The following is a 26,233-nucleotide window of genomic DNA, read 5'->3' as shown; positions in this document are numbered from 1 at the left end:
TCGGACTCCTGGCGGGCCCGGGCGGGACAATGGCGTTGGTGGGGACGGACGGTCAGCGGCGGCTGTCGATGCTGCGCTGGCGTTCGCCCTCCTTCAGGTCGTAACGGATGAAATGCGTATCGTCAGACGCCAGCAGGTGAGAGCGGCCGGGGCGTACGTGCACGATGATTCCGGTCGTACAGGCGTCGACCTTGGCCCGCTCGCACTGGCGCAGGTTTTCCAGAACAATGGTGGCGTTGCCGTGGTTGTGGATCTGGCCGGATTCGATGCGTGTGTCATAGCGCGGGTGTTGTGGCGCGATGAACAGCACGGTGCCGAAGCCGGTGAACACGCGGATGGCCGAGGAAAGCTCTGCGGCCTGCTGTGCCTGTTCCTCGCTGAGCGAGAATTCCTCGGCACTGGGCGCCACCGGCACGAAGCGCAGGCGGTAGTAGCGTTCCTCGTCGCGCAGGCCCCGATACACCAGACGTGTGGCCTGCTGGCCGTTGCCTGCGATGATCAGGCGGCTGGGACTGGCAATGACCCCATGCGCCCCAGGCGCGTTGCGCACCAGCGATGGCGCATCCACCGGAACTTCGACGGGCTTGTCATCGGCATCGAAAACGATCTCTGCCACTTCCACCCGGACGTAGGCGGTGCCGGCGCCGGTATTGCGGATGCGTTTGAGCAGGTTGCTGCTGCCAGGCTGCAGGTAGTCGAAGAGGACGCCGACATTGATCTGCGGTGCACCGGCGTGACTGGGGAACGCCAGCGCACACAGCAGCAGGACATGGACGACACGTGACATGGGACCGCTCGTTTTCAGGAGCGTGGAGTGTGTCGTCGCGTCAAACGCCCCGCTATGAAAATAGTTGTAAGCCGAAGCGCGCAGCGTCGAATTCGGAGGATTCCTAAATGCTCATCGCCCGTGCTGCCAGCATGGCCGGCAATCAAGGCACCCTGCCCGCTGCCGTGTACCGGCGGGACACGAATCCCTGCCGCACTCAGGCGAAGTGCTCGTATCCGCTCGAGCCGTCGTGGCCTTCAGTGTGCACGCCCTGCCCTTCCATGATGCGGCCGATGCGGGTGATCGGCACGTCCAGCGATTCGGCCAAGAAGTGGCACGCCCGTTCCGCACGTTTAAGGGTTACGCCAAAGAGGCGGCGCGCAGAGCGGTTACATCCGTGCCAACCAAGGTTGGCACCCACCAGAGCAACGCGGTAGCCCCGGGCCATGTCCGGCGTTTTGGTAGGCGTCGACCTTGGTCGACACAGCGTCGGCACGAAGGCCTGACACATCCGTGCCAACCAAGGTTGGCACCTACCAGAGCAACACGGTAGCGCCGGGCCATGCCCGGCGTTCTCGTGTGTCAGGCGAAATGCTCGTATCCGCTCGGGCCGTCGTGGCCTTCAGTGTGCACGCCCTGCCCTTCCATGATGCGGCCGATGCGGGTGATCGGCACGTCCAGCGATTCGGCCACGTAGTGCAGCGCGTCGCGCTGGTCGGCGGCGGCGGTGAAGCACAGTTCGTAGTCGTCGCCGCCGTGCAGCGCGCAGTCACGGGCGCCATCGCGGCCGAGCAGTTCGCGCAGTGCCGACGACATCGGCAATGCATCGGCATCGACTTCGGCGCGTACACCGCTGCGTGCAGCGATGTGGCCCAGGTCGGCCAGCAGGCCGTCGGAGACGTCGACGGCGGCATGCGCGAATGCACGCAGGCGCAGGCCCAGGGTGACGCGCGGGGTCGGCCGCAGCAGTCGCAGGCGCAGGCTTTCGTAGTCGGCCAGCAGGGTGGCGGTGGCCACGTTCAGCGCACCCTGCTGCCACAGGCGCAGTGCACCGGCGGCGTCGCCGAGGGTGCCGCTGACCCAGATGTCATCGCCAATCTGTGCGCGATCACGACGCAGCGCCTGGCCGCGTGAGACCTGACCCATCGCGGTGACCGACAGCGACAGCGGGCCACGCGTGGTGTCGCCACCAATCAGGGCGATGTCGTGCTGGTCGGCCAGTGCGAAGAAACCGTCGGCGAAGGCCTCGATCCAGTCTTCGCTGGCTTCGGGCAGCGACAGCGCCAGCGTGCACCAGGCCGGGCGCGCGCCCATCGCGGCGAGGTCCGACAGGTTGACGGCCAACGTCTTCCAGCCAATGTCGAACGCCGGCGTTTCGGCCGGGAAGTGCACGCCGCTGTTGAGTGTGTCGGCGGTGACCACCAGCTGTTCGTTCGGGCGCGGCTGCAGCAGTGCAGCGTCATCACCAATACCGAGCACGATGTCGTCGCGCTCGACGGTGCGGGCGCGGACGCGGTCGATGAGGGCGAATTCAGCCAGGGACATGGGGCGTTCCCGTGGGGGTGGCGGCGATCTCGGGCATCGGTGCCAACCAGGGTTGGCACCCACCAGAAGCGGAGTCAGGGCCGGTATCGACCCAGCAGGTCACGGCCCGTCCAGGACGAGCAGAACCGGGTCAGTGACCCGATTCGACCTTGCGCCATTCCACAGCGGCACGATCCAGCACGCCGTTGACGTAGGTGTGGCCGTGTTCGGAACCGAAACGCTTGGCCGATTCGATGGCTTCGTTGATCACCACGCGGTATGGCACGTCCAGGCGGTAACGCAGCTCGTAGGCGGCCAGGCGCAGCACCGCGCGTTCGATCGCGTCCACTTCTTCGATGCCACGGTCCAGGTACGGGCCGAGCGCTTCGTCGATGTCGCGACGGTTGTCGAGCACGCCGTGCACCAGCGCCTCGAAGTACGCCAGGTCGGCGATTTCGCGGGCCTGCTCGTGGGCGAACTGGGCGATCAGCGACTGGGCGTTGCCGCCGGAGATCTGCCAGGCGTAGATGGCCTGCACGGCACGACGGCGGGCGCGCGAGCGCAGCACCGGATCGACGCCATCGCGGCGGACGGGTTTACCGGAGGGCTTGCCCTGGGTGTTCTTGTTCATGGCAGCTGCTCCAGAAGATTGACCATTTCCAATGCGGCGAGTGCGACTTCCTCGCCCTTGTTGCCGTGGCTGCCGCCTGCGCGGGCCTCGGCGTCTTCAACGCGTTCCACCGCCAGCACGCCGTTCAGCACCGGCACGCCGAAGTCCAGCTGCACGCGCATCAGGCCCTCGGCGCAGCGGTCGGCCACGTGTTCATAGTGGCGGGTATCGCCACGGATCACGCAGCCCAGGGTGAGGATGGCGGCGTGTTCATGGGCGGCAGCCAGGCGCGCGGCCACCAGCGGCAGCTCCCAGGCACCCGGCACGCGGATCACGTCGATGTTGGCTTCGGTGATGCCGTTGCCGGCCAGGCTCTGGCGGGCGCCAGCGACCAGCGTATCGGTGATGCGGGCGTTCCAGCGGCTGGCCAGGATGGCGAAGCGCGCCGATTCGGGAGTGCGAAGATCGCCTTCGTAGTGGCTCATATGCGGCTTGGGGGACTCGATAAGGGGGTAATTCTAGCGTGGATGGGCCCCGGCCGTGGCTGGCGGGGCCTGCAGGGTGTGCCGACCAACGGTCGGCACCCACCACGGGCAGGGCATGGTCGGCACCCACCAGAGGGCGGACGGTGGGTGCCGACCGTTGGTCGGCACACCAAGGGGGTTACAGGGTCACCGTCTCCACCACTTCCAGGCCGTAGCCGGCCAGGCCGATCTGGCGACGGGGCGTGCCCAGCACGCGCAGCTTGCCCAGGCCCAGGTCGGACAGGATCTGCGCACCGGCACCGTTGCGGCGCCACTGGCCCACGTCCTTGTCCTTGCCCGGCACCACCGGCGCTGGCTGCTGGCGCAGGCGGGCCAACAGCGCTTCGCCGTCGCGCGGGGCCGACAGCACCACCATCACACCAGCGCCCTCGGCATCGATGGCACGCAGAGCGTCGGTGGCCGCCACGCCGAAGTCATCGCGGCGCCAGTGCAGCAGGTCGGCCAGCGGGTTTTCCACCTGCACGCGCACCAGGGTCGGCGTTTCGGCATCCGGGGTGCCGCGCACCAGGGCGAAATGCACGTCGTGGGCGATGCGGTCGCGATAGGTGACCAGCTTGAACGGGCCGAATTCGGTATCGATGTCGCGTTCATCGACGCGCTCGACGGTCTTCTCGGTGGCCAGACGGTAGGCGATCAGGTCGGCGATGGAGCCCATCTTCAGGCCGTGCTCGCGGGCGAACACTTCCAGTTCCGGGCGGCGCGCCATGCTGCCATCCGGGTTCAGGATCTCCACCAGCACGCCGGCCGGTTCCAGCCCGGCCAGCATGGCCATGTCCACGGCCGCCTCGGTGTGGCCGGCGCGGGTCAGCACGCCGCCCGGCTGAGCGATCAGCGGGAAGATGTGGCCCGGCTGGTGCAGGTCCGACGGCTTGGCGTTGGGCTTCACCGCGGTACGGATGGTGTGCGCGCGGTCATGCGCCGAGATGCCGGTGGTGACGCCCTCGGCGGCCTCGATGCTGACCGTGAAATTGGTCTGGAACTGCGCGGTATTGGCCTGCACCATCGGCGCCAGGCCGAGATCGGCGGCGCGGGTGCGGTTCAGCGGCAGGCACACCAGGCCACGGCCATGGGTGACCATGAAGTTGATGTCGCTGGCCTTGACCAGCTCGGCGGCCATGATCAGGTCGCCTTCGTTCTCGCGGTCTTCGTCATCGACGATGACGACCATGCGGCCGAGGCGGATGTCTTCCAGGATGTCGGGAATGGGGGCGAAGTTCATGCGCGGGCTCCTTCACCCAACAACCGCTCGACATAACGAGCGACCAGATCGATTTCCAGGTTGATCGCGCTGCCCACGCCGGTGGCGGAGAACGCGGTATTGGCCACGGTGTGCGGGATCAGCGCCACTTCAAAGCCTTCGTCGTCCACTTCGTTGACGGTGAGGCTGACGCCGTCCACGCAGATCGAGCCCTTCTTGGCGATGTAACGGCGCAGGGCGGCCGGCGCGGCGAAACGCCAGCGCTGGGCACGCGCATCTTCATGGATCGACAGGACCTGGCCGAGGCCGTCGACGTGGCCGCTGACCAGATGGCCGCCGAGGCGGTCGGTCGGGCGCATGGCACGTTCGAGGTTGATGACCGCACCTTCGGCCAGCTGGCCCAGCGTGGTCAGGCCCAGGGTCTCGGTGGACGCATCGGCCTGGAAGCTGCCGGCGTCGAATGCGATGACGGTAAGGCAGACGCCGTTGATGGCGATGCTCTCGCCCATCTGCACGTTGTCGAACGGCAGATTCCCGACGTTGAAGGTGAAGCGGACATCGCCGCCGATGGATTCGCGTGCGGCCAGACGACCGACGCCTTCGATGATTCCAGTAAACAAGTAACGTTCTCCGCGAAAAGTGAGCGAAAAACGCCGCAAGGCAAACAGGCGGGCGCAGGGCCGCAAAGGCCCTGTGGCACCGTCTTCTTTCATCCGGACTATACCGTCGGCTCCGGCATTGGACCGGATCTGCTGACCCCCGGCCGTGGGCCGGGGCGCTCGCGGGCTTGTGCTTGCGCACCTACCGCCGGTGGGGAATTGCACCCCGCCCTGAAGACGTTTGTATACCGGCGAACCGGCCCGCGTAGTGTACCAGCCTGGGCTGAACGGGGCCGGCAACCCCTCGCAGCCTGTGACGGCCGTCGCTCGCATTTTGTAAAACTTTCATTAAAATCGCTCACCGGACGACATGAGGTCGCCACGGGCTGCCCGGAGGGCCGGCCCGCCAATGGACTGAAATTCACAGGAATTCCCATGCGCAAGATCCTGATCGTGGCCGCCCTGCTGGCCGCCGCCCCGTTCTCGGCTTCGGCCGACGCCCTGAGCTACACCTACGTCGAAGGCGGCTGGACGCAGGTCAAGACCAACGACGACCTGCTTGATGACCCGAAGGTCGACGGCGGCTATCTGCGTGGCTCGGTCGCCCTGTCCGAACAGGTCCATGTGTTCGGTGGCTGGACCTACGCCAGCAAGTCGTACAACTACGACTACGGCTCCTACAAGCTGAAGCTGAACCAGCCGGAGCTGGGCATCGGCTACCACATGCCGTGGACCGACCGCGTCGACTTCACCGCTGACGCCGCCTGGGTCCGCCAGCAGGCCGAAATCACCGTCAACTCCGATTTCTACGGCCGCCTGCGCAACAAGGACCACACCAACCTGGGCCGCGTCACCGTGGGCCTGCGTGGCAAGCCGTCGCGCATGACCGAAGCCTGGGTCAAGACCGGCTACATGGACGGCGGCAACAACTTCAAGGGCACCTGGGTCGGCACCCTGGGTGGCCAGATCAACTTCACCAAGACCTGGGGTCTGGTGGGCGAGATCTCCGGCTACCGCGATGTCACCCAGTACTCGGCCGGCGTCCGCGCCAGCTTCTGATCCAACGATCGCTCCTCGTCGTGCGATCGAACGGGCCCCGCAAGGGGCCCGTTTTTTTTGTCCACTGCACACCGTCACCTGGCTGCACCGCGCCATCGAAAGTGTGGGCAGATGCGCTAGGCTTGCGCGCCTCTGGAACAGGAAAACACCGTCATGAAGACTCCCGCCCGTACCCTTCTGGCCAGCGTGCTGCTGTGCGCCCCGCTGATTGCCAGCGCTGCACCGGCCCAACTGACGCCCGAGCAGGCCTTCGACCTGTATGCACGCGTGCTGCTGGAAGACGACGCAGCCGCCACGCGCACGCTCAACGACGCACTGAAGCCGGCGTTCGAGGGCCAGGATGCCGTGACCCCCAACCCGGGTGCGCTGGCCAAGGCATTGGCCGAACCCTGGCAGACCGTACTGGCCAGCACCGGCGCCAAGGTCGACGCTGCGGCCACTGAAGCGCTGTATGCCAAGGCGCTGCGTGATTCGAAGTGCCGCGCGACCAAGAGCGTGATCGAAGACAACGAATACGTTGAAGACCAGAAGCTGGCGCGCATCACCTACAGCTGCCAGCTGCCGGACCTGGGCAAGGTCCGCCCGCTGTTCGCCGCCAGCCTGGCCGACGATGCCAGCCCGGCCTCACGCAAGCAGTTCACCGATGCCTATGCCCAGGCACTGCAGAGTGGCGCGCGCGTGCCGGTCAGCGGCACCTTCACCCTGTACCCGGCCAAGGACAACGGTTACTGGTACAGCGGCAACTTCGATGACCTGGTGGGCACCGTGGCCGGTGCGCTGGCACCGTTCGAGGACTGGATGCAGGACGCGCAGGCAGCCAACGCGCCGAAAGTGACCGGCGTACCCGGCTGCGACCTGCTGCTGCAGCAGCACCGCGCCTGCGTGGCGAAGATCGCACCCGACCAGATCAGCGGCGTGGACGCAATGGCCGAGGAACTGAAGGCCAAAGCACAGGTGAAGTCGACCGATGAGATGACGCAGGAGTGCAAGGCACTGCGCCCGATCGCCGAGATGATGTGGACCGACGAGTGCAGCTGAGGTGGTTTCGCTGAAACACCTGGGGCTGGCCGCACTGCTGGCCCCTTGCAGTGCAATGGCCGCTGCCGAAGCGGCATCGCCCGCAGAGTTGTTCGATCTGCATGCACAGGTGATCGTGCATGGCGATGCCCTCGCGCAGAAGGCGCTGGCCGCGCAGCTGGAGATGGATGACGCGCCAGCCTTCGTTGCCGCGTTGACGGCTGCAAGCCAACTGGATGAAGCCCCCGAGCTCGCTGGATGGCCGGCTGCTGCACAGGCCCTGCGCGAGCGGCAGGCCTCGGCACAGTGCAAGGCCGATGGCGTGCGCTGGCCGCAGGGCCATGACGGCGACGTCGCAGAAGTGGCGTATCACTGCCGGCTTCCGGATCTGTCAGGCCTGCTTCTACTCTATCGCCAGCACCGTGTTCCCTTCAATGGGCCGCATCCACCGCAGATGTCCCCACCTCTGGCGGCCGCCTACACGACGGCGATGCACAACGCGCCCGATCGCGTGCGCAGCGGCACACTGATCTTCCAGCGCACTGGCGGCCACCGCGCATGGCGCGTGCGCGATCCGAGCCCGCTGATCGCGCTGGTGGCCGACGCCTTCCTGCCGTTCTTCGAATGGAACGAGCATCTGCCGGATGATTCCGGGTAGCACTGGGCCGCATCTCGGCTCACGGTCGCGGATGACGACTGCATCCGCATTTTCAGAACCGTTGCATGGCCCCGCGTGGCCTGCGTGGTCAATGCTGTTGCCCTGTTCCACCGGGGCACCCTTCGATTGCCTTCGAGTCAAGCCAGCTGAGCGACAGGCAGCTGGATGCGTGGATGAGCGAGGACGACGACTGCCACGCGCTCCTGAAGTATCACGATCAGTGTGCCGTGCTGGTGCAGGCGGATGAGTACGACGACGGTTTCACCCGTCACCAGCTGCGGTTGAAGGCTAGGCAACTGCCGGGCGAGGCACTGGGCACGTACTGCCGCGACCTGCATGTGCTGTGGAAGCAGCAATGGAAAGGACAATGCCCCGTCGGCGAAGACGACGAAGAAGGCGCCTGATGTCGGCGGAACAGCCTTCGCCGGGTCATTGCCTCACGGGCGCAGCAGCAGCCTGATGTCCTCGCCCACTTGCCGCTGATCGATCACACGCAGGCGACGCTGCTGGTCCATGGCGTCGATGCCGAGACCGGCCAGCAACGGGCGTCCGTTGTCGCCCAGCAACGTGGGGGCCTGGTACAACAGCAGTTCGTCCACCCAGCCGCCGCGCAGCAGCGCACCGGCCAAGGTGGCGCCGGCTTCGGTATGCACTTCGTTGATGCCGCGCTCGGCCAGCAGCGCCAGCACCGCGCCCAGATCCAACCGCCCCTCTGCGCTGGGAATGCTGGCAAATTCTGCGTCGGCCGCGTCCGGTGCGCTCACCGCTGCATCGTGCAGGTACAGCGTCGGTGCCCCGCCCTCGCGTACACGGCTGCATTCGAGCGAACGTAGCCGCGAATCGAGCACCACGCGCAGCGGTGGCATCACCTCGGTATTGGCCAGGCGCACGGTCAGCATCGGGTCGTCGGCCAGCACCGTGTAGGCGCCGGTGAGAATCGCACCGGCACGCGCACGCCAGTGCTGCACGTCTTCGCGCGCGGCCGACCCGGTGATCCACTTGGAGCTGCCATCGGCCATCGCGGTGCGGCCATCGAGGCTCGCCGCCAGCTTCACCCGCAGCCACGGTCGATTGCGCTCCACGCGTGACAGGAAACCCTTGTTGATCTCACGCGCCTGCGCCGCCATCAGTCCTTCGGCGACCTCGATGCCGGCATTGCGCAGCAGATCAAAGCCACCGCCATCGACTTTCGGGAACGGATCGCGCATCGCCGCGACCACGCGCGACACGCCCGCCTCGATCAGCGCCAACGCGCAGGGCGGCGTACGCCCGTAGTGCGCGCAGGGTTCCAGGGTGACGTAAGCAGTGGCACCGCGGGCCTCGCTGCCGGCCTCGCGCAGCGCGAACACTTCGGCGTGCGGTCCACCGGCGCGCTGGTGCCAGCCCTGCCCGACCACGCGTTCGCCATGGGCGATCACGCAGCCGACCATCGGGTTCGGGCGGGTGGTATAGGCAGCGCGCTCGGCCAGGCGCAGCGCGTTGGCCATGTGCAGGTGGTCGAGGACGGAGAACGGGGTGGTCATGCGGCCATGGTAACGCTGCCGGTGGTGGTGTAGATCCATGCCATCAGTGCCAACCAAGGTTGGCACCCACCAGAGCAAAGGAGATCCATGCCATCAGTGCCAACCAAGGTTGGCACCCACCAGAGCGAAGGAGATCCATGCCGTCGGTGCCAACCAAGGTTGGCACCCACCAAGGCAGAGGCGGTCAGCCCTTCTTCTTCTTGGTCAGGGCAATCACGTCGCCCAGCAGCTGCAGCTGTTCGGTACTGGAAGGCAGGTCGCGTTCAAGCTTCTCGATCTCCTCGCGGAAATCGGCCACGTCCTCGAAGCTGCGATAGACCGAAGCGAAGCGCACATAGCCGACATGGTCGAGCTTGCGCAGTTCGTTCATCACGAACTCGCCGACCTTGATCGAGGGCACTTCGCGCTCGCCGCTGATGCGCAGCTGGTGGACCACCGCACGCACCGCCGCTTCGATCTTGTCTTCGGCCACGGCACGCTTCTGCAGCGCGCGGTCGAAGCCTGCACGCACCTTGCGCTGGTCGAACGCCTCGCGGGTGCCATCGCTCTTGACGATGGCGGGCAGCTTCAACTCCACCGTTTCCATGGTGCTGAAGCGTTCGCCGCAGGCTTCGCATTCACGCCGACGACGGATCGTCGCGCCGTCTTCGGAGACGCGCGAGTCGATGACCCGGGTATCGGCATGTTGGCAGAAGGGGCAGTGCATGGAACGCCTGGCTCAGGGAGTACCTATTGCCACGGTCATGGCAGCGTCGCAAAGGTACCTGAGAAAGGGCCCCGCAGCAAATGCTGTCTGCGCGGAAGTGCCTGCATTTCGGCCGAACAGAGCCTCCAGCGCGGTCAGCGCTGCGCGTTCAACCAGGTGCCGGCGCCGCCGAGGCCGCGCGTGCCCAGCGCAACCACGCCAGGTGCCCGGCCATCACCAGCAGCGGCGGGCCAAAGCCGAGGAAGGCCAATGTAGAGATTTCCCCGTGCTTGAAGGTGAAGTACAGCGTGGCGGCAACGACGCCCAACGCGGCCAGCGCCCCCACCCCCAGCCCTACCCAGGCAACAACCGGGGAGTGGCGCAGGCCGGTGACACCGCGCCACAGGAACAGGCCGCTCAGCCACAACCAGGACAACGCGCCCAGGATTCCGGCCGACGACCACAGCAGCAACAGCCTGTGCTCGTCGCCCGTCAGGTACTTGCCGTCCCATACGACCATCAACCCCAGCACGGCACCCGTGCCGCCTGCCGCCACGGTGGGCAGGCCCACCAGCAGGCCGGCGATCGCCATCCAGCGTTTGTGCAGACGCTCATCCATGCGTTCGATCTCCTTCCCTGGGCCACGTCATGCGCGGCATTTGATCCACACCAGCATCGCAGCCGGCACAAGCATCGACGGGCCCAATAGCAACACGCCGATGCCTTCGGCATGCACGGCGACGCCCCACCACAGCGCCAGCCCCAGCGGGGGCAAGGCGGCGAGACCGCCCGCCAGCAGCATCCACCACCAGAGGCGGTGCACGTGCAGCCCGGCACGCCCCTGCAGCAGAAAACCCGCGCTGAGCCACAACCAGGCCAGGCAGCCGGCAATGCCGGCCAGGCCCCACAGCGGCATCACCGTCACCGAGGCCAGCGTGCCATGACCGAACTGGCCCAGCCCCATCAGCAGCAGCATCGTCGCCGCCGCGCCGCCCATCACCAGGCTGGGCAGGCCAAACAGCACCGCCAGCGCGGTGTACAGATACTTGAGGTGGCGCTCATCCATGCGCGGCATTCCTGCTGGCGGGGTCAGAGCCCTTCCCTGCGGGAAGGGATCCGACCCCACTCCCTGATCAGCCGTAGACCGGGTACTTGCGGCACTGCGCACTGACGGCGTCGCGCACGCGGGCGATGACGGCGTCATCGCTCGGCGCGTCGAGCACGTCGGCGATCCAGTTGGCCAGGTCCACGCAGTCCTGTTCGACGTAACCACGGGTGGTCACCGCCGGGGTGCCCAGGCGCAGGCCCGAGGTGACGAACGGCGAACGCGGGTCGTTCGGCACCGAGTTCTTGTTGACGGTGATGTGGGCCTTGCCGAGCGCGGCTTCCGCATCCTTGCCGGATACGTCCTTGCCGATCATGTCCACCAGCATCAGGTGGTTCTGGGTGCCGCCGGAAACGATCTTGTAACCGCGCGCGATGAGCGTGTTGGCCATCGCCTGGGCGTTCTTCACCACCTGCTGCTGGTAGGCCTTGAAGCCCGGTTCCAGCGCTTCCTTGAAGGCCACGGCCTTGCCGGCGATGACGTGCATCAGCGGGCCGCCCTGGATGCCCGGGAACACGATCGACTGCAGCTTCTTGACCAGGTCTTCGTCGGCGCCCTTGGCGACGATGATGCCGCCACGCGGGCCGCGCAGGGTCTTGTGGGTGGTGGAGGTGACCACGTGGGCGTGTTCCAGCGGGCTCGGGTAGACGCCCGCAGCCACCAGACCGGCAACGTGCGCCATGTCCACGAACAGGTAGGCACCGACCTTGTCGGCGATGGCGCGGAAGCGCGCCCAGTCGATCACCTGCGAGTAGGCCGAGAAGCCGGCCACGACCATCTTCGGCTTGTGTTCCAGGGCCAGGCGCTCGACTTCGTCGTAATCGATCAGGCCCTGGTCGTTCACACCGTACTGCACGGCGTTGAACAGCTTGCCCGAGGCGTTGACCTTGGCACCGTGGGTGAGGTGGCCGCCGTGGGCCAGGCTCATGCCGAGGATGGTGTCACCCGGCTGCAGCAGGGCGAAGTACACGGCCTGGTTGGCCTGCGAACCGCTGTGCGGCTGCACGTTGGCGTAGTCGGCGCCGAACAGCTGCTTCAGGCGGTCGATCGCCAGCTGCTCGGCGATGTCCACGTATTCGCAGCCACCGTAGTAGCGCTTGCCCGGGTAGCCTTCGGCGTACTTGTTGGTCAGCTGGCTGCCCTGGGCTTCCATCACCGCCGGGCTGGTGTAGTTCTCGCTGGCGATCAGCTCGACGTGGTCTTCCTGGCGCTGGGTTTCAGCGGCGATGGCCTTGGCCAGTTCGGGATCGTAGGATTCGATGCGGACGTCACGCGGGAACATCGGGTACTCCAGCAGGCAGGGAAAAGGGGGTACGGCTCAGCCCCCGATTGTAGCCCCGCACCGGCCCGCTGGGGCCGAAACAGACGGGGCCGGCATCCCCGAAGGAATCCGGCCCCGTATGGTTTCGACTGCGCTGCCCCGGCGTACCGGTGGTGCCTCGCCATGCGTGGATGTGGCTGTCGCCTCAGCGGTTGTTGAGCACGTACTGGGCGATCACGCCGGTGGCGATGGCGACCAGCAGCATGTTGCCGCGGTCATCGCGGATCCACTGGTGCCCGTACGGCGGGCGGCGCAGGTTGTAGCGCGGGTAGTCGTTCACCACGTAGATCGGGCCGCGGTAGTAGTCGCGGTAGCGGTGGCCGACCTTCCAGCCATAGCCCGGGCCGTAGGCCGGTCGATAGACCACGCGCGGCGGTGCCGGGCGGTAGTAGCGGTCATGGTCGCGGTGCCAGTCGCGGCGGTCGCGTTCCCAGTCACGACGGGCCTCGCGGCGGTCGCGCTCCCAGTCGCGGCGGTCCTGGCGCCACTCACGGCGATCCTCCCGCCACTCACGGCGGTCGTGGTCGCGGCGATGGTCGTTGTCGGCGAAGGCCGGGGCCACGGCGCCCAGCGCCAGCACAGAGGCCACGGCGCCGGCCATTACTCGATTGATGCGCATGTCAGACCTCTGCTCGGGTGGGTGGTGAGCTCATATTGCGCAACCGATCTGAACCGTTTCCGGCTGGAAACGCTTCCCGTTGCAGGACTGTGACCCAGTATTCAGGCCACGGCCAGCCCGGCGGCGCTTCCCGGGCGCGGCCCGGAACCGGTTCCGGCTATAATTGGCGGTATTCCATTTCAGTCTGTGCCCGCTGCCGCAACGGGATCTTCCCGTGACGGACCGGGCGCAGGGCCGCGCCTACGGAGACCGCATGTCCTCGCAATACATCTACACCATGAACCGCGTGTCCAAGGTGGTTCCGCCCAAGCGGCAGATCATCAAGGACATCTCGCTGTCCTTCTTCCCGGGCGCGAAGATCGGCCTGCTGGGCCTCAACGGCGCCGGCAAGTCCACCGTGCTGAAGATCATGGCCGGCGTGGACACCGATTTCGAGGGCGAAGCCCGCCCGCAGCCGGGCATCAAGGTCGGCTACCTGGCGCAGGAACCGGAACTGGACCCGACCAAGACCGTGCGTGAAGCGGTCGAGGAAGGCGTGGGCGAAGTGCTGCAGGCACAGGCCGCGCTGGACGCGGTGTACCTGGCCTACGCCGAAGAAGGCGCCGACTTCGACGCGCTGGCCAAGGAACAGGAGCGCCTGGAGGCGATCCTGGCCGCTGGCGACGCGCACACCCTGGAAAACCAGCTGGACGTGGCCGCCGATGCGCTGCGCCTGCCGCCGTGGGATGCCGTGGTCGGCAAGCTGTCCGGTGGTGAAAAGCGCCGCGTGGCGCTGTGCCGCCTGCTGCTGCAGAAGCCGGACATGCTGCTGCTCGACGAACCGACCAACCACCTCGACGCCGAGTCGGTGGAATGGCTGGAACAGTTCCTGGCGCGCTATACCGGCACCGTGGTGGCGGTCACCCACGATCGCTACTTCCTGGACAACGCCGCCGAGTGGATCCTGGAACTGGACCGCGGCCGCGGCATTCCGTGGAAGGGCAACTACACCGACTGGCTGACCCAGAAGGATGAGCGCCTGAAGCAGGAAGACAACCAGGAAAAGGCCCGCCAGAAGGCGATCCAGAAGGAACTGGAATGGTCGCGCCAGAACGCCAAGGGTGGCCGTACCAAGGGCAAGGCCCGTCTGGCCCGCCTGGAAGAGCTGCAGTCGGTCGATTACCAGAAGCGCAACGAGACCAATGAAATCTTCATCCCGCCGGGCGAGCGCCTGGGCAATGCGGTGATGGAGTTCAAGAACGTGTCGAAGAAGTTCGGCGACCGCCTGCTGTTCGACAACCTGAGCTTCCTGGTGCCGGCTGGCGCCATCGTCGGCATCATCGGCCCGAACGGTGCCGGTAAGTCGACCCTGTTCAAGATGATCACCGGGCAGGAAAAGCCGGATACCGGCGAGATCGTGGTCGGCCCGACCGTGAAGCTGTCCTACGTGGACCAGAGCCGCGACGCGCTGGAAGGCAACCACAACGTCTTCCAGGAAATCGCTGGCGGCCTGGACATCCTCAACATCAACGGCATCGAGATCCAGTCGCGCGCCTACATCGGCCGCTTCAACTTCAAGGGCCAGGACCAGCAGAAGATGGTCGGTTCGCTGTCCGGTGGTGAGCGTGGCCGCCTGCACATGGCCAAGACCCTGCTGCAGGGTGGCAACGTGCTGCTGCTCGACGAACCGTCCAACGACCTGGACATCGAAACCCTGCGTGCGCTGGAAGATGCGCTGCTGGAGTTCCCGGGCAACACCTTCGTCATTTCGCATGACCGCTGGTTCCTGGATCGCATCGCGACCCACATCCTGGCGTTCGAAGGCGACTCGCACGTGGAGTTCTTCCAGGGCAACTACCGCGAGTACGAAGAAGACAAGCGCCGCCGCATGGGCGACGACGCGGCGCCGAAGCGCCTGCGCTTCAAGGCGCTGAAGTAAGGCAACCGGAAAGGCCGCGCTCGCGCGGCCTTTCTCATTTCGGTAGGTCACCACCGTTGGTGGTGACGCTTTGAAGTGTACCGACCAACGGTCGATACCCACGTTCTGCATTCGGGTAGGTCACGACCGTTGGTCGTGACACCTTATTGTCGCGAGAAGCCTCATGTCCCTGTTCGAGCGCCTGTTCCAGCTGCAGCAGCACGGCACCACCGTGCGCACCGAGCTGCTGGCCGGTGTCACCACCTTCCTGACGATGTCCTACATCGTCTTCGTGAACCCCGAGATCCTCGGCACCACCGGCATGGATGCGGGTGCAGTGTTCGTGGCCACCTGTCTGGCCGCAGCGCTGGGTTCGGCGGTGATGGCACTGGCCGCCAACTTCCCGGTCGGCATGGCACCGGGCATGGGCCTGAACGCATTCTTCGCCTTCACCGTGGTCGGTGCCGCCGGACTGCCGTGGCAGCAGGCATTGGGTGCGGTGTTCATCTCCGGCCTGGTGTTCCTGGTGCTGTCGCTGACCGGTGTACGCGCGTGGCTGGTGTCGGGCATTCCGTCGTCGCTACGCTCGGCCATCGTGGCTGGCATCGGCCTGTTCCTGGCGATCATCGCGCTGCAGAAGTCGGGCGTGATCGTCGGCAATGAAGACACGCTGGTGGCGCTGGGTCCGTTGAACACGGCGCCGCCGCTGCTGGCGCTGGCTGGCTTCCTGCTGATCGCGGTGCTGGAAGCGCGCCGCATCCGCGGTGCGATCCTGATCGGCATCCTGGCGGTGACCGGCGCTGGCTGGGCATTGGGCGATGTGCAGTACCAGGGCCTGGTCTCGCTGCCGCCGAGCCTGGCACCCACCTTCCTGCAGCTGGACCTGCCGGGCCTGCTGCACCATGACGGCGGCGCACCCATCGCAGTACTGCTGCAGGTGGTGCTGGTGTTCGTGCTGGTGGAAGTCTTCGATGCCACCGGCACGCTGTACGGCGTGGTCGGTCGTGCCGGCCTGCTGAAGCTGCCAGGTGCGCAGAAGCGTTTCGGCCGCGCGCTGCTGGCCGACAGTACCGCCATTGTGGCCGGCTCGATGCTCGGCACCAGCAGCACCACCGCCTTCGCTGAAAGCGCCTCGGGCGTGCAGGTGGGTGGGCGGACCGGCCTGACCGCACTGGTGGTGTCGGCACTGTTCCTGGCCGCGTTGCTGTTCTCGCCGCTGGCGGCGATGGTGCCCAGCTATGCCACCGCACCCGCGCTGCTGTTCGTGGCCGGCCTGATGCTGCGCGAACTGGTGGAAGTGGACTGGAGCGACCTGACCGAATCGGTGCCGGCCGCGCTGTGTGCGCTGGCGATGCCGTTCACCTACTCGATTGCCAACGGCCTGGCGTTCGGCTTCATTGCGTATGCCGCGCTGAAGGCCGGTACCGGGCGTTGGCGCGAAGTGCATCCGGCGGTGTGGCTGGTGGCGGTGCTGTTCACCCTGCGCTATGCGTTGGAATAAGCGGTAGGCGATGCCGGCCAGCGGCCGGCACTACCAGAGCGCGCTTCGGCCCGCGGCCGGCAGGGTTCACCCGCCACGCACGGCGCTCTGGGATGATGCGGGCATGGTTCGGCCTGACCTTCCCGCGGATCCGTCTTCGCCGTTGCGCCGCCGATTGCTGCGCGCGGCGGTACTGGCGCCATTGGCCGGTACGCTCGCTGCCCTGCCCGGCTGCTCGCTGCCGGTGCAGGTGGATGGCACCTTCCTGCAGCCGTGGCGCAGCCACCTGCAATGGGGCCTGGCCGACTGGCAGCGATCCTTGAAGCTTGCACGTACGCTGGGCTGCCGGCAGCTGGTGCTGCAGTGGACCGGCATCGCCGGTGGCAGCGACGGCGACTGGTCACTGCCCGACAGCAGCTTGCAGCAGCTGTTCACCGCCGCCAGCGAGAACGACATCCGCATCCGCGTCGGCCTGCCCTTCCAACAACGCTGGTGGCAGGCGATCGGCGCAGACGACGCCACGCTGCAGGCCTTCCTGGCCGAGAGCCTGGCGCATGCACGCAGCTGGTTGGCACAGGCACCCTGGGCACAGCAGCCGGCCTTCGGGGGCTGGTACCTGCCCTACGAACTGGAGCAGTACCACTGGGCCGATCCGGCCCGCCAACAATGGCTGGCGCAGTGGCTGCACGGGCTGGTGCAGGCCGCCAGCGCGCGCGGCGGTGACTGTGCGGTCTCCTGTTACTTCAGCCGCCTGCCGACCGAGGGCAACCTGGTCACGCTGTGGCAGGCGATACTTGCGCACGCGGCCGTGCGGCCCATGGTGCAGGACGGCGTGGGGGTGGCCGGTGCCGGCAACGTGCAGCAGCTGCAACCGCTGCTCGATCATTTCCACGCACACGGCATCGGTTTCGATGCGATCGTTGAGTTGTTCCGCGAACTGCCCGGCGGCCCTGCCGACGGCAGCGGATTCAAGGGCGAAACCGCCGATGCCGCACGCATCCAGCGGCAGTTGGCATGGGCACGCGGCAGCGGTGCTCAGCACGTGCTGGTCTATGCATTGGAGCCATGGCTAACCCAGGACACACCGCAGGCTGCAGCGCTGCGGCGACGCTGGGGCCTGCCTCAGTAGTACAGGATGGCGGTGGCGAACAGGCCCTTGGCACGCTGCGTATCACCGCCGCCGATCGCGAAGCGGTACTGCACGGTCAGGTCCAGGTAGGAACGCGGCGTGTTGTAGTGGTCCTCGCGGAACCAGTAGCGCACGCCCACGCCCGGCCCTGCGCCGAGTGACCAGCTGCGCTGCGTATCGTTGAGCGCGAACGACTGCACCGGAAATGGCGGATAACGGATGTCGCGCACGCGCGAGCGCTGGTCCAGCCAATCGGCACCGACCACGACATAGGGTGTGACCACCCAATGCGTCTGCCCTGCACCGAAACGGAAGCTGCGCCCGGCGCGTAGTTCACCGGCAGCGAACCACTGCTCCCGATGCAGGCGGCCATTGGCCTCGCCCAGGCGCCGCACCGGCGTGCCGTTGGCATCAAGCGCGTCGAGGGTGAAGGTGGCACCGTTGTCGTCCCAGGTGTATCCGCCCTGCGCATAGCCACTGACCATCCACCACTGGTTCACATCGGTGCGCAGATCAGTGCCGTGGTAGTAGCCGTAGGTGAGATAGGACATCCAGCCACCGGAACCACTGGCCAGCCGGTAGCGTGCCAGCGTGCTGGCTTCCAGCGGCCGGTTCAGGGCCAGCTGCAGTCGGCACTGCACTGCTGCCGACTCGGGGTAGACCTCACCTTGGCGGGTTGCACTGCCGAGGAACTGCCGGCGCTCGATGCCAGCACTCAGACCGGTCTGGCCAAACGCGTAGCGCAGGCCGAAAGACGCGATCGTGGATGGCCAGCCAGTAGTGGAACGCGAGTGGCTGAGGCGCTCGGCACGTGCGCGCGCATCCGGTGTCGATTCACCCGTGCACGGATCCACCGCGCGGATCGACTCGTAGGTGCCGCCCTCGTCGTACAGCGTGTTGAGCAGGCGTGCGTAGAGTTCGAGCGTGCCATGCTGGTCGTTGAAGGCCGGGGGCCGCCAGAACGCCTCCAGCGTGCTGAACACCGAATCGCCGGGTGTACTGATCGCCGCACCTCCGACATTGGTCGCCGCCTGGCGCGCACCACGGAAGCCCGCCGAGGCGATCACGCCCCACTCGCGCGAGTAGTTGGCGATGGCATTGCGTACGTTGTAGCGCTGGCGCTCATCCAGTGGCAGCTCACCGGCATCGGCGCGATCAATGGCGCTACGCAGCAGCGTCACCGCCTGTGGGTGGTCGCCGTTGGCTGCGCTGGCGTAGGCTTGGTCGAGCACTACACTTTTCGGTGCCCTGCCGGTGGCCTCGGCGGCACGGAAGTCGGCCAGTGCGCGCGCCGGTTCGTGGGCCTTCTGGTTGAGGTAGCCGCGTTGCATCAGCGCCCCCGCGTCATCAGGACGCTGCGCCAGTGCCGCATCCAGGCGCAGCCGCGCTTCGTCCCGTTGGGCCTGGTTGCCCGACGCCAGTGTGGTGGTCAGCAGGACTTGCAAGTTCGCGTCGTCCGGTGCGAGTTGCACGGCCTGCCGCGCCTCACCAATGGCCTCGGCATAGTCCTGCCGCGCGTAGGCCGCATAGGCGCGCTGTGCGGCGCCTCCGTCGCCCTGCAGATCGGCCGGCATCAGCACGCAGACAGTGCCGGTGTCACCCGGCTGGCAGTGCTGGAACGGCGCTGGATAGGCCCGCGCACTCATGTGCGGACGCTCGCGACTGGAACCGATCGCCTTGGCGCGCTGCGCGATGCCTTGCTGCAGCAGTTGCTGTGTTCGCACGTCGCTCTCACCGGCCGGCGCTGTCGCCTGCAGGGGCGCCATCAGTGCAGCGGCACGGGCGCGATCCCCGGCGGCCAGGGCTGCATCCACCGCCAGCAGGCGCACGTTGCGTTGCTGCGTTGTCGACGCCGGCATGGCGAGCGCCGCGTCGAAGTCCTCATTGGCGAGCACGCTATTGCCCTGGCGCTGGCGCAGGTAGCCACGCATCACCCGGGCATTGAGATTGTTGCCGTCGATCTGCAGCGCCTGGTCGGCACTGCGCTCGGCATCGGCCAGCTGATCGCCCTGCAGCTGCGCGGTGATCAGCAGCAACCGGTATGAAGCAACGTCCGGGGCCAGCTCCACGGCGGCGTGCGCCTGCTCAATGGCGGCGGCGCCCTCGCCTGCAGACAGCGATTGATAGGCCTGCTGGGCCTGCAGCAGCGCGCGTTGGCGGCCCAGCGCCACGCGCCGCGCGCGCAGCGCTTCGACATTCGGTGCGCCCAACTGCAGCGCGGTGCTGATGGCGGCGTCGGCCTGTTCGGGCTGTTGCTGTGCTTCCAACGCGGCCACCCACAGCAGCGCCCATGCGCCCTGTTTCGGCTGCTGCCGGAACGCCTGCTCGGCCTTGCGGGCGGCGATGCCCATCTGCCCGGCGTCGTAGGCCGCATAGGCTTCGGTTGCCAGCATGTGGGCCTGCCGGTTGTTGCGATCTGCCGCCGTTGCGGGCGCACGCGGTACCGCTGTACTGCGCGATGCACCTGTGGTCGTCCTGGGCGCAGCCGCCGCCAGCGCCGGCAAGGCCGGATCCTTCAACCCCGCATCCAGTGCACGACGTGCCTGCTGCTGCGCCTCGCCCCCCCGTCCCAGTTTCTGCAGCGCATAGATCTGCAGCAGGCGCAGCCGCACCACGTCCGGGCGCAGCCGGATCGCTTCAGTGGATTGCTGGTAAGCCGCGCGGTAGTCGCCGCGCTCATAGGCGGCAAACGCCTGCTCGGCGATGCGGTAAGCCGCACCGGACAGCGGCAGTGCCGTATCGGCCTGTGCCAGCACCGGCGCAGCGGCCGTGGCCAGTGCCACGGCAATGACGGTGGACAGCAGCGTGGTCTTCATGCCGGCAAGGCTCCGGGAGGCGGCGACTGCAGCGTGGCCGCGCGCCGGCGCTGCTCCTGCATGGCCTGGGCCACGGCGTCTTCGGTGGTGATGCCCTGCTTGACCAGGTAATCGCCGATGCGGCCATCGCGCTGCGGCTTGTATGCGTCCAGCGCAATCTCAAAGCGCGCGTGGTCGATCAGGCGCATCTCCACCAGCAGGTCGCCCAGCAAGGGCACGTTGTCCAGCTGCCACTGCCGGTCGCCGCCGATCAGGCGCAGGCCAGCATTGATTTCACTTTCGCGGGCGATGCTCTGTTCGATGTGCCCGCTGCGCGTTTCCTGCTTCAGCAGCGCCACGGCGTCCTCGGGCAGCGGACTGGCCACGGCCAGCCGCAGGGTACCTTCCTGGCGCGGCGGCAGCGGCAGCATCCGCCATTGCACGCAGGCATCGGCACTGACCGGGAACTGGCAGGCGCGCAGGTAATCCACGTCGATCACCGCGCGTGGCAGGTCGCCCTGGAAGGCGATGGCCTCGGCCAGGGTCTCGTCATCCAGCCAGCCCTGGGTGAGCAGGATGCGGCCCAGCGGTTGCTGGCGGCCTGCCTGCTGCTGGTCCAGCGCCTGCTGCAGGCGTTCGGGCTCCACCGCCTGCCAGGTGGTCAACAGCTCACCGAGCTGCTTGCGGGTCTGCACCAGCTGCGCCGCATCCGGGAAGTCATGCATTGTCTTGTCCCAGACCATGCGCTTGCCGAACAGCAGGTAGGCGAGGAACACCTTCCAGGCGCGGGCGGTGGCCATGAAATTGATCATGTTGCCGACCACCATGCGCGGGATCGACATCAGCGCGTGCTCCCAGCCGTACAGCCGGTTGACGAAGTAGAAACGCTGCACGACCCGGGTCGCCAGCGCTGCGGTGGTCAGCAGCGCGACATTCATCTGCCAGGTACCGGCCTGGAACACGCTGGGAAACTGCATCGTCCACAGCCCGGTCATCTTCAACAGCCAGAACAGCAGCAGCTGCAGGAAGATGATGTAGGCGATGATGCTGACGAACGAGGTGATGATGCCCTTGCGGTCACGCGCCAGCAGGTACTTGGTGGCCAGCGAGCCGCGCCAGCCCAGCGACTCCCAGCTCTGCAGGCCGATGCCGAGCACCCAGCGCGCCTTCTGCCGGTACGAGGCGCGGAAGTTGTCGGGGAAGTACTCGCGCACGCACAGCGCCATCTGCTGGGTGCGCTCGCGCACCGGCCCCCAGCCGAACCATGACGGGCGGCGCACGCGGAACTGCACCGGAAAGCGGGCGAAGATCGACTGCATGCCCATCGCCGCCAGTCGCGCACCGACGTCGTAATCTTCGGTGAGGCTGTCGGTGTTGAAGGGCTGGTTGTCGGTCTGCGCGCTCAACGCCAGCAGTGCGCGCCGCGAGAAGCAGGTACCGACGCCTGCGGAGGGCACCATGCCGGACACGCTCTCGCGTACCACCAGGTCCTTGGCGTGCCATTCGGCGAACTCGTCCATGTAGACACCGGCCACCAGCTCGTACCATTCGCGGTCCAGCGAGGTCACCGGCAGCTGGATCATGTCCTTGCGCGGCAGCAGGTAGTTGTAGAAGCGCAGTTCCATCGGGTGCAGCACGTCCTCGCTGTCGTGCAGGATCACCCCGGCGAACGCGATGTCGTGGCGCTTCTCGTAATCGAAGATGGCCAGGATCAACCAGTTCAGGCAGTCGGCCTTGCTGGTCGGCCCGTCATGCGGCACCTCCACGCGGCGCAGGCGCTTGTAGCGGCGTCGCATGCGCTCCACTTCATCGATGGTCTGCTGGTCGTTGGGATAGGTGCCGACGAACACGACGTACTCGCGGTAGTCGAGCACGTTGATCATGTTCTCCACCATCTGCGCGATGACGTCGTACTCCATCCACGCCGGCACCATGATCGCCAGCGGCTGTTGCGGCCGCTGCATCAGGTCTTCCTGGGTCAGCGGCCGGTATGCTTCGCGACGCTTGATGGTCAGCGCGCGCCAGCTCTCGCGCACCCAGTACCAGACATCGATGAACAGGTCATCGAGGCTGGAGATCAGGATCAGCACGGCCACCGCCGCCGCCGTGGTTTCCAGGGCGGCGTAATAGTTGGCCAGCTGGATGTTCCAGAACAGACCGTCCACGGTGGATCAGTGCCCTGTGTTGGCGGACTTGCGGCGGCGCACCTGCGTGACGCGGGCGGCCAGCAGGGCGAACACAATCACGCCGACCAGCAGCAGCAACCAGACCATGTGCCGTTCCCACTTCGATTGCGGATTGCCATCCTGGGCAACGCGGCTCCCGTAAGGATCCTGGCGATCGAACTCGCGCACGGCATCACTGCCGTCGAGCACCGCGAGATCACCGCGCAGCAGCCGGAACGGTGCGCCGAACGACGGCGCCTGAGTGCCCAGGTCGCTGTACAGCACGCCGAGCTGGCCGCTGGATGTACCGACCTGCACCACCGCGGCGCGGTCCAGGCCGCTGACATCCAGCAGCGGCTGCGGCTTGCCGCCGATCAGCAGGTGGCCGTCCTTCAGGCCGGCCACATCGACTCCCGACGGCGCCACATCGAAGGCCAGCCACGGCGCACCCGGGCTGACCGCTGCACCGGCATCGACCACCTTCAGCTCCGACGCCTCCGGCGAGGCCCCCACTGCACTGGCCACCGCGATCACCTTACGCAGCGATGCCGGCGCGTCCTGCAGCCACGTGGCGGGCACGAATACCTGGTTGCCGCGTGACAGCTGGCTGCTGGCACCGACGAAATCGCTGCCCAGCGAACGCTTGGCCAGGGTCATGTGGCTGCTGGGCAGGATCGAGACCGGATAGGCAGTGGCCGGATCGTGGCAGTAGGGACGTGCCGGCTGGCGCAGGAAGCTGACGCGGATCTCGTTGCGCGCCGACAGCGCATAGGCCGGCACCTTGGCCACCAGCCGCTGCGGCTGGCCGTTGGCCGACAGCACCTTGCCGCCCAGCAGGTAGTCATTGAAGTGGATCGTGGCCACTGCGCCCTGCCCGGCCGCATTGGGGGCCGCCGAGACATCGATCACCACCTCCTCGGGCAGGCGTCCGTCGGCCGACAACGCGCCGAGGTCGAAGGTGGCGCTGCGGTCCGCGCGGGTGACGACATCCATCGTGCCGGCGATGTTGCCGAGCCGGCTCAGCAGCACCTGGTCACCGTCCAGCTTCGGCGTGCCCGCTGCGCTGACCTGCAGGCTGCGGCCCAGCGCGTAGCTGCGCCACTGTTCGGCGAACAGCCCGGCGACCTTGCCCGCCGCTGCCGGGTCGACCACCAGCGTCGGACGCCCGGCCACGGCCACCACGCTGACCGATGCGTTGGCGGCGGGCTTTTCCAGGCCGCCCATGTCGGTACCGCGCCACGCGGCGAATGCCGTGCCCGCATCGGCGCCAGTGGTGGCAACCTGTGCGGCCAGCGCGTCCAGTGCCGCGCGCACGCCGGCCCGCAATGCATCGCTGCCGATCATCACATCGGCGGCCAACGGCCCACTGTCACGCAGCGACAGCAGTGCCCCCACTTCGGCCAGATCCTTGATCGCATGCGCGCGCTCGCCCGCAGCCAGCGCAGCATAGGCCGGCACGCCCTGCAGGCTGGCCGGGATGCTGATGCCGGTCAGATCGACACTGTCACCGACCTTCGGCAGCGCCACCACCTGCACCTGCTTGCCACCGGCCTGCAGCGCGGTACCGATGCGCCAGGCCGCATCGTAGGCGGGCGCCTGCAGCGCCTTGCCGTCCACCAGCAGGCGCACCTGCGGTGGCAGCGCGCCCCAGGCCTTGGCCACGGTGTCCACGGCGCGGCCGTCGAAGCGGTAGCTGAAGCGCGAGTCCGGCGACAGCCGCAGCACGTTGGCCGGTGCGCTCTGATCGGCACACTGGTAGTCGGACACGATCGACCACCAGCCGACGCCGACCCGCACGAAGCCGTTCTGGCGGGGTTCGCCATCGATGGCCAGCAGCTGGCTGGCGTCACCCTGTGCATCGGTGATCGAGCGCGCGGCGATTGGATCGCCATCGACCGACCACAGGCCGGACGTGCGCCCGGCGTGGCCGCGCACATAGCGCCCGTCCAGCTGCAGCTGCGCATCGCGGGTGGCGACGCCAGCCGGCACCGGCAGGTAGACCTCGCGCTGGCTCTCCTGCCCGCTGAGCACCAGCGGTTGGCGGAAACCAAGTTCACGCAGGGTCATCTGCCGGCTGACCGTGCTGTCACCGCTCCACTCGGCGAATTGGCCGGCAACGCTGTCGGCAGCATGGGCACTGCCAACCACGCCCGACAGGACGAACGCGGCGGCGGATGCAAACAGGGGAGAGCGGCCGGTCTGGCTCATGGCGTCACTTCGCGTGGATGGGGGTGGGCGGCACCGACGCTGCGGAGGCCAGGAGAGAATTCGGGAAGGGGCGTGCCACGCAGGGCGGCGACGATGCGCGCACTGGCGCGGCCATCGCCGTAGGGGCTGGCGTCGGGATCGAAGCGGGTCGGATGCGGTGGTTGTGCCAGTGCCGCGTTGACCGCCTCGACAATGCGCGAGGGCGTGGTGCCGACCAGCGTCACCACACCGGCCTCGACCGCCTCAGGGCGTTCGGTGACGTCGCGCATGACCAGCACCGGCTTGGCCAGCGCCGGTGCCTCTTCCTGCACGCCACCGGAGTCGGTGAGGATGACGTCGGCGCGCTGCATCAGCCGCACGAAGCGCAGGTAGTCCTGCGGCGGCACCAGGTGCACGTTGTCGAGATGGCCGAGGTGGGCGTTGACCGGGCCCTGCACGTTCGGGTTGAGGTGGACCGGGTACAGCACCTGCAGGTCCGGCCGCCGCGCCAGCTCGGCCAGCGCACGGCAGATGTCCTCGAAGCCCTGGCCGAAGCTCTCGCGGCGGTGGCCGGTGACCAGCAGCAGGCGTCGATCGGGGTCGAGCATGTAGAAGGGTTCGTCCGCCCGCGCACGCAGCGCCGGGTCGGCCTCCAGGCGCTCTACGGTCTGCTGCAGGGCATCGATGACGGTGTTGCCGGTGACCAGGATCTGCCCGCCCAGGTGCTCACCGGCCAGGTTGGCGCGCGAGCTGGGCGTGGGCGCGTACAGCTGGTGGCCGACCACATCGATCACCCGCCGGTTCATTTCCTCCGGCCACGGCCGGTTGATGTCGCCGGTGCGCAGTCCGGCCTCGACATGGCCGATCGGAATACGGTGATGGAACGCGGCCAGTGCGGCGGTCATCGCCGTGGTGGTATCGCCGTGCACCAGCACGCGATCCGGGCGAACCTGCGTGTACAGCGCATCAAGCCGCTCGAACAGCTTCGCGCACAAGCCATTGAGGGTCTGGTTGGGCACCATGACGTCAAGGTCATGGTCGGCGGTGATCTCGAACAGCGACATCACCTGGTCCAGCATCGACCGGTGCTGGCCGGTGATGCAGACCACCGATTCGATGTCCGCGGCCTCGGCCAGGGCCCGCACCAACGGCCCCATCTTGATCGCTTCCGGCCGCGTGCCGAACACCGACAGGACCTTCACCGCAGCGCTCCGGAGGACCGACGCGGGGGAATGCCAGGAGCTGTAGCCACGTCTGGATCCTTTCGGCGTTCCCGTCCAACACCCGCAGGCAGGAGACGGTCACCTCATGAGGAAACTCCAAAATCGCGACGTACATCACATTTGAATGA

23 protein-coding genes and 1 riboswitch are annotated in these 26,233 nt (G+C 67.2%); of the genes, 7 read left to right on the top strand and 16 right to left on the bottom strand.

The genetic code is table 11. The annotated features are described in order from the left end of the window. Positions 1–52: 52 nt before the first annotated feature. The 6 genes from FQS62_RS03195 to FQS62_RS03170 form a co-directional block, all read right to left on the bottom strand. Positions 53–787, bottom strand: coding sequence for a CS1 fimbrial subunit B flags: Precursor (locus tag FQS62_RS03195; RefSeq protein WP_088480865.1), 735 nt, complete (start codon positions 785–787; stop codon positions 53–55). 561 nt (positions 788–1,348) lie between these two features. Further along, on the bottom strand, positions 1,349–2,311 hold the full coding sequence (gene thiL, locus FQS62_RS03190; RefSeq protein ID WP_208043629.1) for a thiamine-phosphate kinase: 963 nt from the start codon (positions 2,309–2,311) through the stop codon (positions 1,349–1,351). A gap of 130 nt (positions 2,312–2,441) precedes the next feature. Next, positions 2,442–2,921, bottom strand: a complete 480-nt coding sequence (nusB, locus tag FQS62_RS03185; RefSeq protein WP_005415268.1) for a transcription antitermination factor NusB — start codon at positions 2,919–2,921, stop codon at positions 2,442–2,444. After that, positions 2,918–3,385 carry a 6,7-dimethyl-8-ribityllumazine synthase gene (gene ribH / locus FQS62_RS03180; protein WP_010481977.1) on the bottom strand — a complete coding sequence of 156 codons (468 nt, stop codon included), beginning with the start codon at positions 3,383–3,385 and terminating at the stop codon, positions 2,918–2,920. Before ribH ends, nusB begins: the two co-directional genes overlap by 4 nt. Positions 3,386–3,563: 178 nt before the next feature. Next, positions 3,564–4,664 (bottom strand): 3,4-dihydroxy-2-butanone-4-phosphate synthase, encoded by a 1,101-nt coding sequence (ribB, locus tag FQS62_RS03175; RefSeq protein ID WP_208044030.1) that lies wholly within the window; start codon positions 4,662–4,664, stop codon positions 3,564–3,566. Then, a complete protein-coding gene (locus tag FQS62_RS03170) occupies positions 4,661–5,263 on the bottom strand; it encodes a riboflavin synthase (RefSeq protein WP_088480869.1) in 603 nt (200 codons plus the stop codon). The genes ribB and FQS62_RS03170 overlap by 4 nt, the downstream gene beginning before the upstream one ends. Before the next feature lie 77 nt (positions 5,264–5,340). Continuing rightward, a riboswitch (FMN riboswitch) is annotated at positions 5,341–5,485 on the bottom strand. A 192-nt stretch (positions 5,486–5,677) separates the two neighbouring features. Between FQS62_RS03170 and FQS62_RS03165 the strand changes: the two genes are divergently transcribed. The 4 genes from FQS62_RS03165 to FQS62_RS03150 all read left to right on the top strand — a co-directional run bounded on the left by FQS62_RS03165 (position 5,678) and on the right by FQS62_RS03150 (position 8,380). Next, complete coding sequence (locus tag FQS62_RS03165) at positions 5,678–6,301, top strand: hypothetical protein (protein WP_049445008.1); 624 nt, start codon at positions 5,678–5,680, stop codon at positions 6,299–6,301. A 153-nt stretch (positions 6,302–6,454) separates the two neighbouring features. After that, positions 6,455–7,339 (top strand): hypothetical protein, encoded by an 885-nt coding sequence (locus tag FQS62_RS03160; protein ID WP_088480870.1) that lies wholly within the window; start codon positions 6,455–6,457, stop codon positions 7,337–7,339. A 1-nt stretch (position 7,340) separates the two neighbouring features. After that, positions 7,341–7,976, top strand: coding sequence for a hypothetical protein (locus tag FQS62_RS03155; protein ID WP_208044029.1), 636 nt, complete (start codon positions 7,341–7,343; stop codon positions 7,974–7,976). Between the two features lie 173 nt (positions 7,977–8,149). Beyond that, positions 8,150–8,380, top strand: a complete 231-nt coding sequence (locus FQS62_RS03150) for a hypothetical protein (RefSeq protein ID WP_226053596.1) — start codon at positions 8,150–8,152, stop codon at positions 8,378–8,380. 33 nt (positions 8,381–8,413) lie between these two features. Here FQS62_RS03150 and ribD read toward each other — a convergent pair whose 3' ends face one another. The 6 genes from ribD to FQS62_RS03120 all read right to left on the bottom strand — a co-directional run bounded on the left by ribD (position 8,414) and on the right by FQS62_RS03120 (position 13,229). Further along, a complete protein-coding gene (gene ribD / locus FQS62_RS03145; RefSeq protein ID WP_049445001.1) occupies positions 8,414–9,499 on the bottom strand; it encodes a bifunctional diaminohydroxyphosphoribosylaminopyrimidine deaminase/5-amino-6-(5-phosphoribosylamino)uracil reductase RibD in 1,086 nt (361 codons plus the stop codon). Between the two features lie 184 nt (positions 9,500–9,683). After that, positions 9,684–10,205 (bottom strand): transcriptional regulator NrdR, encoded by a 522-nt coding sequence (gene nrdR, locus FQS62_RS03140; protein ID WP_004143350.1) that lies wholly within the window; start codon positions 10,203–10,205, stop codon positions 9,684–9,686. A gap of 148 nt (positions 10,206–10,353) precedes the next feature. After that, positions 10,354–10,803, bottom strand: a complete 450-nt coding sequence (locus FQS62_RS03135; protein WP_088480874.1) for a hypothetical protein — start codon at positions 10,801–10,803, stop codon at positions 10,354–10,356. Between the two features lie 27 nt (positions 10,804–10,830). Continuing rightward, on the bottom strand, positions 10,831–11,250 hold the full coding sequence (locus FQS62_RS03130; protein WP_049444997.1) for a hypothetical protein: 420 nt from the start codon (positions 11,248–11,250) through the stop codon (positions 10,831–10,833). Positions 11,251–11,317: 67 nt separating this feature from the next. Then, complete coding sequence (gene glyA, locus FQS62_RS03125) at positions 11,318–12,571, bottom strand: serine hydroxymethyltransferase (RefSeq protein ID WP_099588522.1); 1,254 nt, start codon at positions 12,569–12,571, stop codon at positions 11,318–11,320. A 184-nt stretch (positions 12,572–12,755) separates the two neighbouring features. After that, positions 12,756–13,229, bottom strand: coding sequence for an RcnB family protein (locus FQS62_RS03120; RefSeq protein ID WP_088480877.1), 474 nt, complete (start codon positions 13,227–13,229; stop codon positions 12,756–12,758). A gap of 253 nt (positions 13,230–13,482) precedes the next feature. Here FQS62_RS03120 and ettA point away from each other — a divergent pair, with 253 nt between their 5' ends. The 3 genes from ettA to FQS62_RS03105 all read left to right on the top strand — a co-directional run bounded on the left by ettA (position 13,483) and on the right by FQS62_RS03105 (position 17,735). Beyond that, the gene (ettA, locus tag FQS62_RS03115) at positions 13,483–15,147 is read left to right on the top strand and encodes an energy-dependent translational throttle protein EttA (protein ID WP_005412220.1); all 1,665 of its coding nucleotides are present in this window, start codon (positions 13,483–13,485) and stop codon (positions 15,145–15,147) included. Positions 15,148–15,310: 163 nt separating this feature from the next. Beyond that, positions 15,311–16,627, top strand: coding sequence for an NCS2 family permease (locus FQS62_RS03110; protein ID WP_005408048.1), 1,317 nt, complete (start codon positions 15,311–15,313; stop codon positions 16,625–16,627). A 142-nt stretch (positions 16,628–16,769) separates the two neighbouring features. Next, complete coding sequence (locus tag FQS62_RS03105) at positions 16,770–17,735, top strand: DUF4434 domain-containing protein (RefSeq protein ID WP_099588530.1); 966 nt, start codon at positions 16,770–16,772, stop codon at positions 17,733–17,735. Here the strand turns inward: FQS62_RS03105 and FQS62_RS03100 are convergent. From FQS62_RS03100 to wecB, 4 genes are read right to left on the bottom strand one after another with little or no spacing between them, the layout of a single operon-like run. Further along, on the bottom strand, positions 17,729–20,551 hold the full coding sequence (locus FQS62_RS03100) for an NfrA family protein (protein WP_208044028.1): 2,823 nt from the start codon (positions 20,549–20,551) through the stop codon (positions 17,729–17,731). The genes FQS62_RS03105 and FQS62_RS03100 overlap by 7 nt on opposite strands. Continuing rightward, positions 20,548–22,695 carry a glycosyl transferase family protein gene (locus tag FQS62_RS03095; RefSeq protein ID WP_208044027.1) on the bottom strand — a complete coding sequence of 716 codons (2,148 nt, stop codon included), beginning with the start codon at positions 22,693–22,695 and terminating at the stop codon, positions 20,548–20,550. Before FQS62_RS03095 ends, FQS62_RS03100 begins: the two co-directional genes overlap by 4 nt. Before the next feature lie 6 nt (positions 22,696–22,701). After that, positions 22,702–24,903 carry a hypothetical protein gene (locus FQS62_RS03090; protein ID WP_208044026.1) on the bottom strand — a complete coding sequence of 734 codons (2,202 nt, stop codon included), beginning with the start codon at positions 24,901–24,903 and terminating at the stop codon, positions 22,702–22,704. After that, positions 24,900–26,084, bottom strand: coding sequence for a non-hydrolyzing UDP-N-acetylglucosamine 2-epimerase (gene wecB, locus FQS62_RS03085; RefSeq protein ID WP_088480882.1), 1,185 nt, complete (start codon positions 26,082–26,084; stop codon positions 24,900–24,902). The genes FQS62_RS03090 and wecB overlap by 4 nt, the downstream gene beginning before the upstream one ends. Positions 26,085–26,233 lie beyond the last annotated feature (149 nt).

The organism is Stenotrophomonas sp. SBJS02 (assembly GCF_020428325.2).
GTDB lineage: Bacteria > Pseudomonadota > Gammaproteobacteria > Xanthomonadales > Xanthomonadaceae > Stenotrophomonas > Stenotrophomonas africana.
Note: the sequence above shows the minus strand (reverse complement) of the source record. Positions and strands in the feature narration are given on the sequence as shown.

Bases quoted from the DNA above. Each gene is read 5' to 3' on its own strand.
- FQS62_RS03100 (WP_208044028.1), bottom strand. From the start codon at position 20,551: ATGAAGACCACGCTGCTGTCCACCGTCATTGCCGTGGCACTGGCCACG.
- FQS62_RS03110 (WP_005408048.1), top strand. From the start codon at position 15,311: ATGTCCCTGTTCGAGCGCCTGTTCCAGCTGCAGCAGCACGGCACCACC.
- ribH (WP_010481977.1), bottom strand. From the start codon at position 3,385: ATGAGCCACTACGAAGGCGATCTTCGCACTCCCGAATCGGCGCGCTTC.
- ettA (WP_005412220.1), top strand. From the start codon at position 13,483: ATGTCCTCGCAATACATCTACACCATGAACCGCGTGTCCAAGGTGGTT.
- thiL (WP_208043629.1), bottom strand. From the start codon at position 2,311: ATGTCCCTGGCTGAATTCGCCCTCATCGACCGCGTCCGCGCCCGCACC.
- FQS62_RS03120 (WP_088480877.1), bottom strand. From the start codon at position 13,229: ATGCGCATCAATCGAGTAATGGCCGGCGCCGTGGCCTCTGTGCTGGCG.
- nusB (WP_005415268.1), bottom strand. From the start codon at position 2,921: ATGAACAAGAACACCCAGGGCAAGCCCTCCGGTAAACCCGTCCGCCGC.
- glyA (WP_099588522.1), bottom strand. From the start codon at position 12,571: ATGTTCCCGCGTGACGTCCGCATCGAATCCTACGATCCCGAACTGGCC.
- FQS62_RS03130 (WP_049444997.1), bottom strand. From the start codon at position 11,250: ATGGATGAGCGCCACCTCAAGTATCTGTACACCGCGCTGGCGGTGCTG.
- nrdR (WP_004143350.1), bottom strand. From the start codon at position 10,205: ATGCACTGCCCCTTCTGCCAACATGCCGATACCCGGGTCATCGACTCG.
- ribB (WP_208044030.1), bottom strand. From the start codon at position 4,664: ATGAACTTCGCCCCCATTCCCGACATCCTGGAAGACATCCGCCTCGGC.
- FQS62_RS03090 (WP_208044026.1), bottom strand. From the start codon at position 24,903: ATGAGCCAGACCGGCCGCTCTCCCCTGTTTGCATCCGCCGCCGCGTTC.
- FQS62_RS03165 (WP_049445008.1), top strand. From the start codon at position 5,678: ATGCGCAAGATCCTGATCGTGGCCGCCCTGCTGGCCGCCGCCCCGTTC.
- FQS62_RS03160 (WP_088480870.1), top strand. From the start codon at position 6,455: ATGAAGACTCCCGCCCGTACCCTTCTGGCCAGCGTGCTGCTGTGCGCC.
- ribD (WP_049445001.1), bottom strand. From the start codon at position 9,499: ATGACCACCCCGTTCTCCGTCCTCGACCACCTGCACATGGCCAACGCG.
- FQS62_RS03150 (WP_226053596.1), top strand. From the start codon at position 8,150: ATGAGCGAGGACGACGACTGCCACGCGCTCCTGAAGTATCACGATCAG.
- FQS62_RS03195 (WP_088480865.1), bottom strand. From the start codon at position 787: ATGTCACGTGTCGTCCATGTCCTGCTGCTGTGTGCGCTGGCGTTCCCC.
- FQS62_RS03135 (WP_088480874.1), bottom strand. From the start codon at position 10,803: ATGGATGAGCGTCTGCACAAACGCTGGATGGCGATCGCCGGCCTGCTG.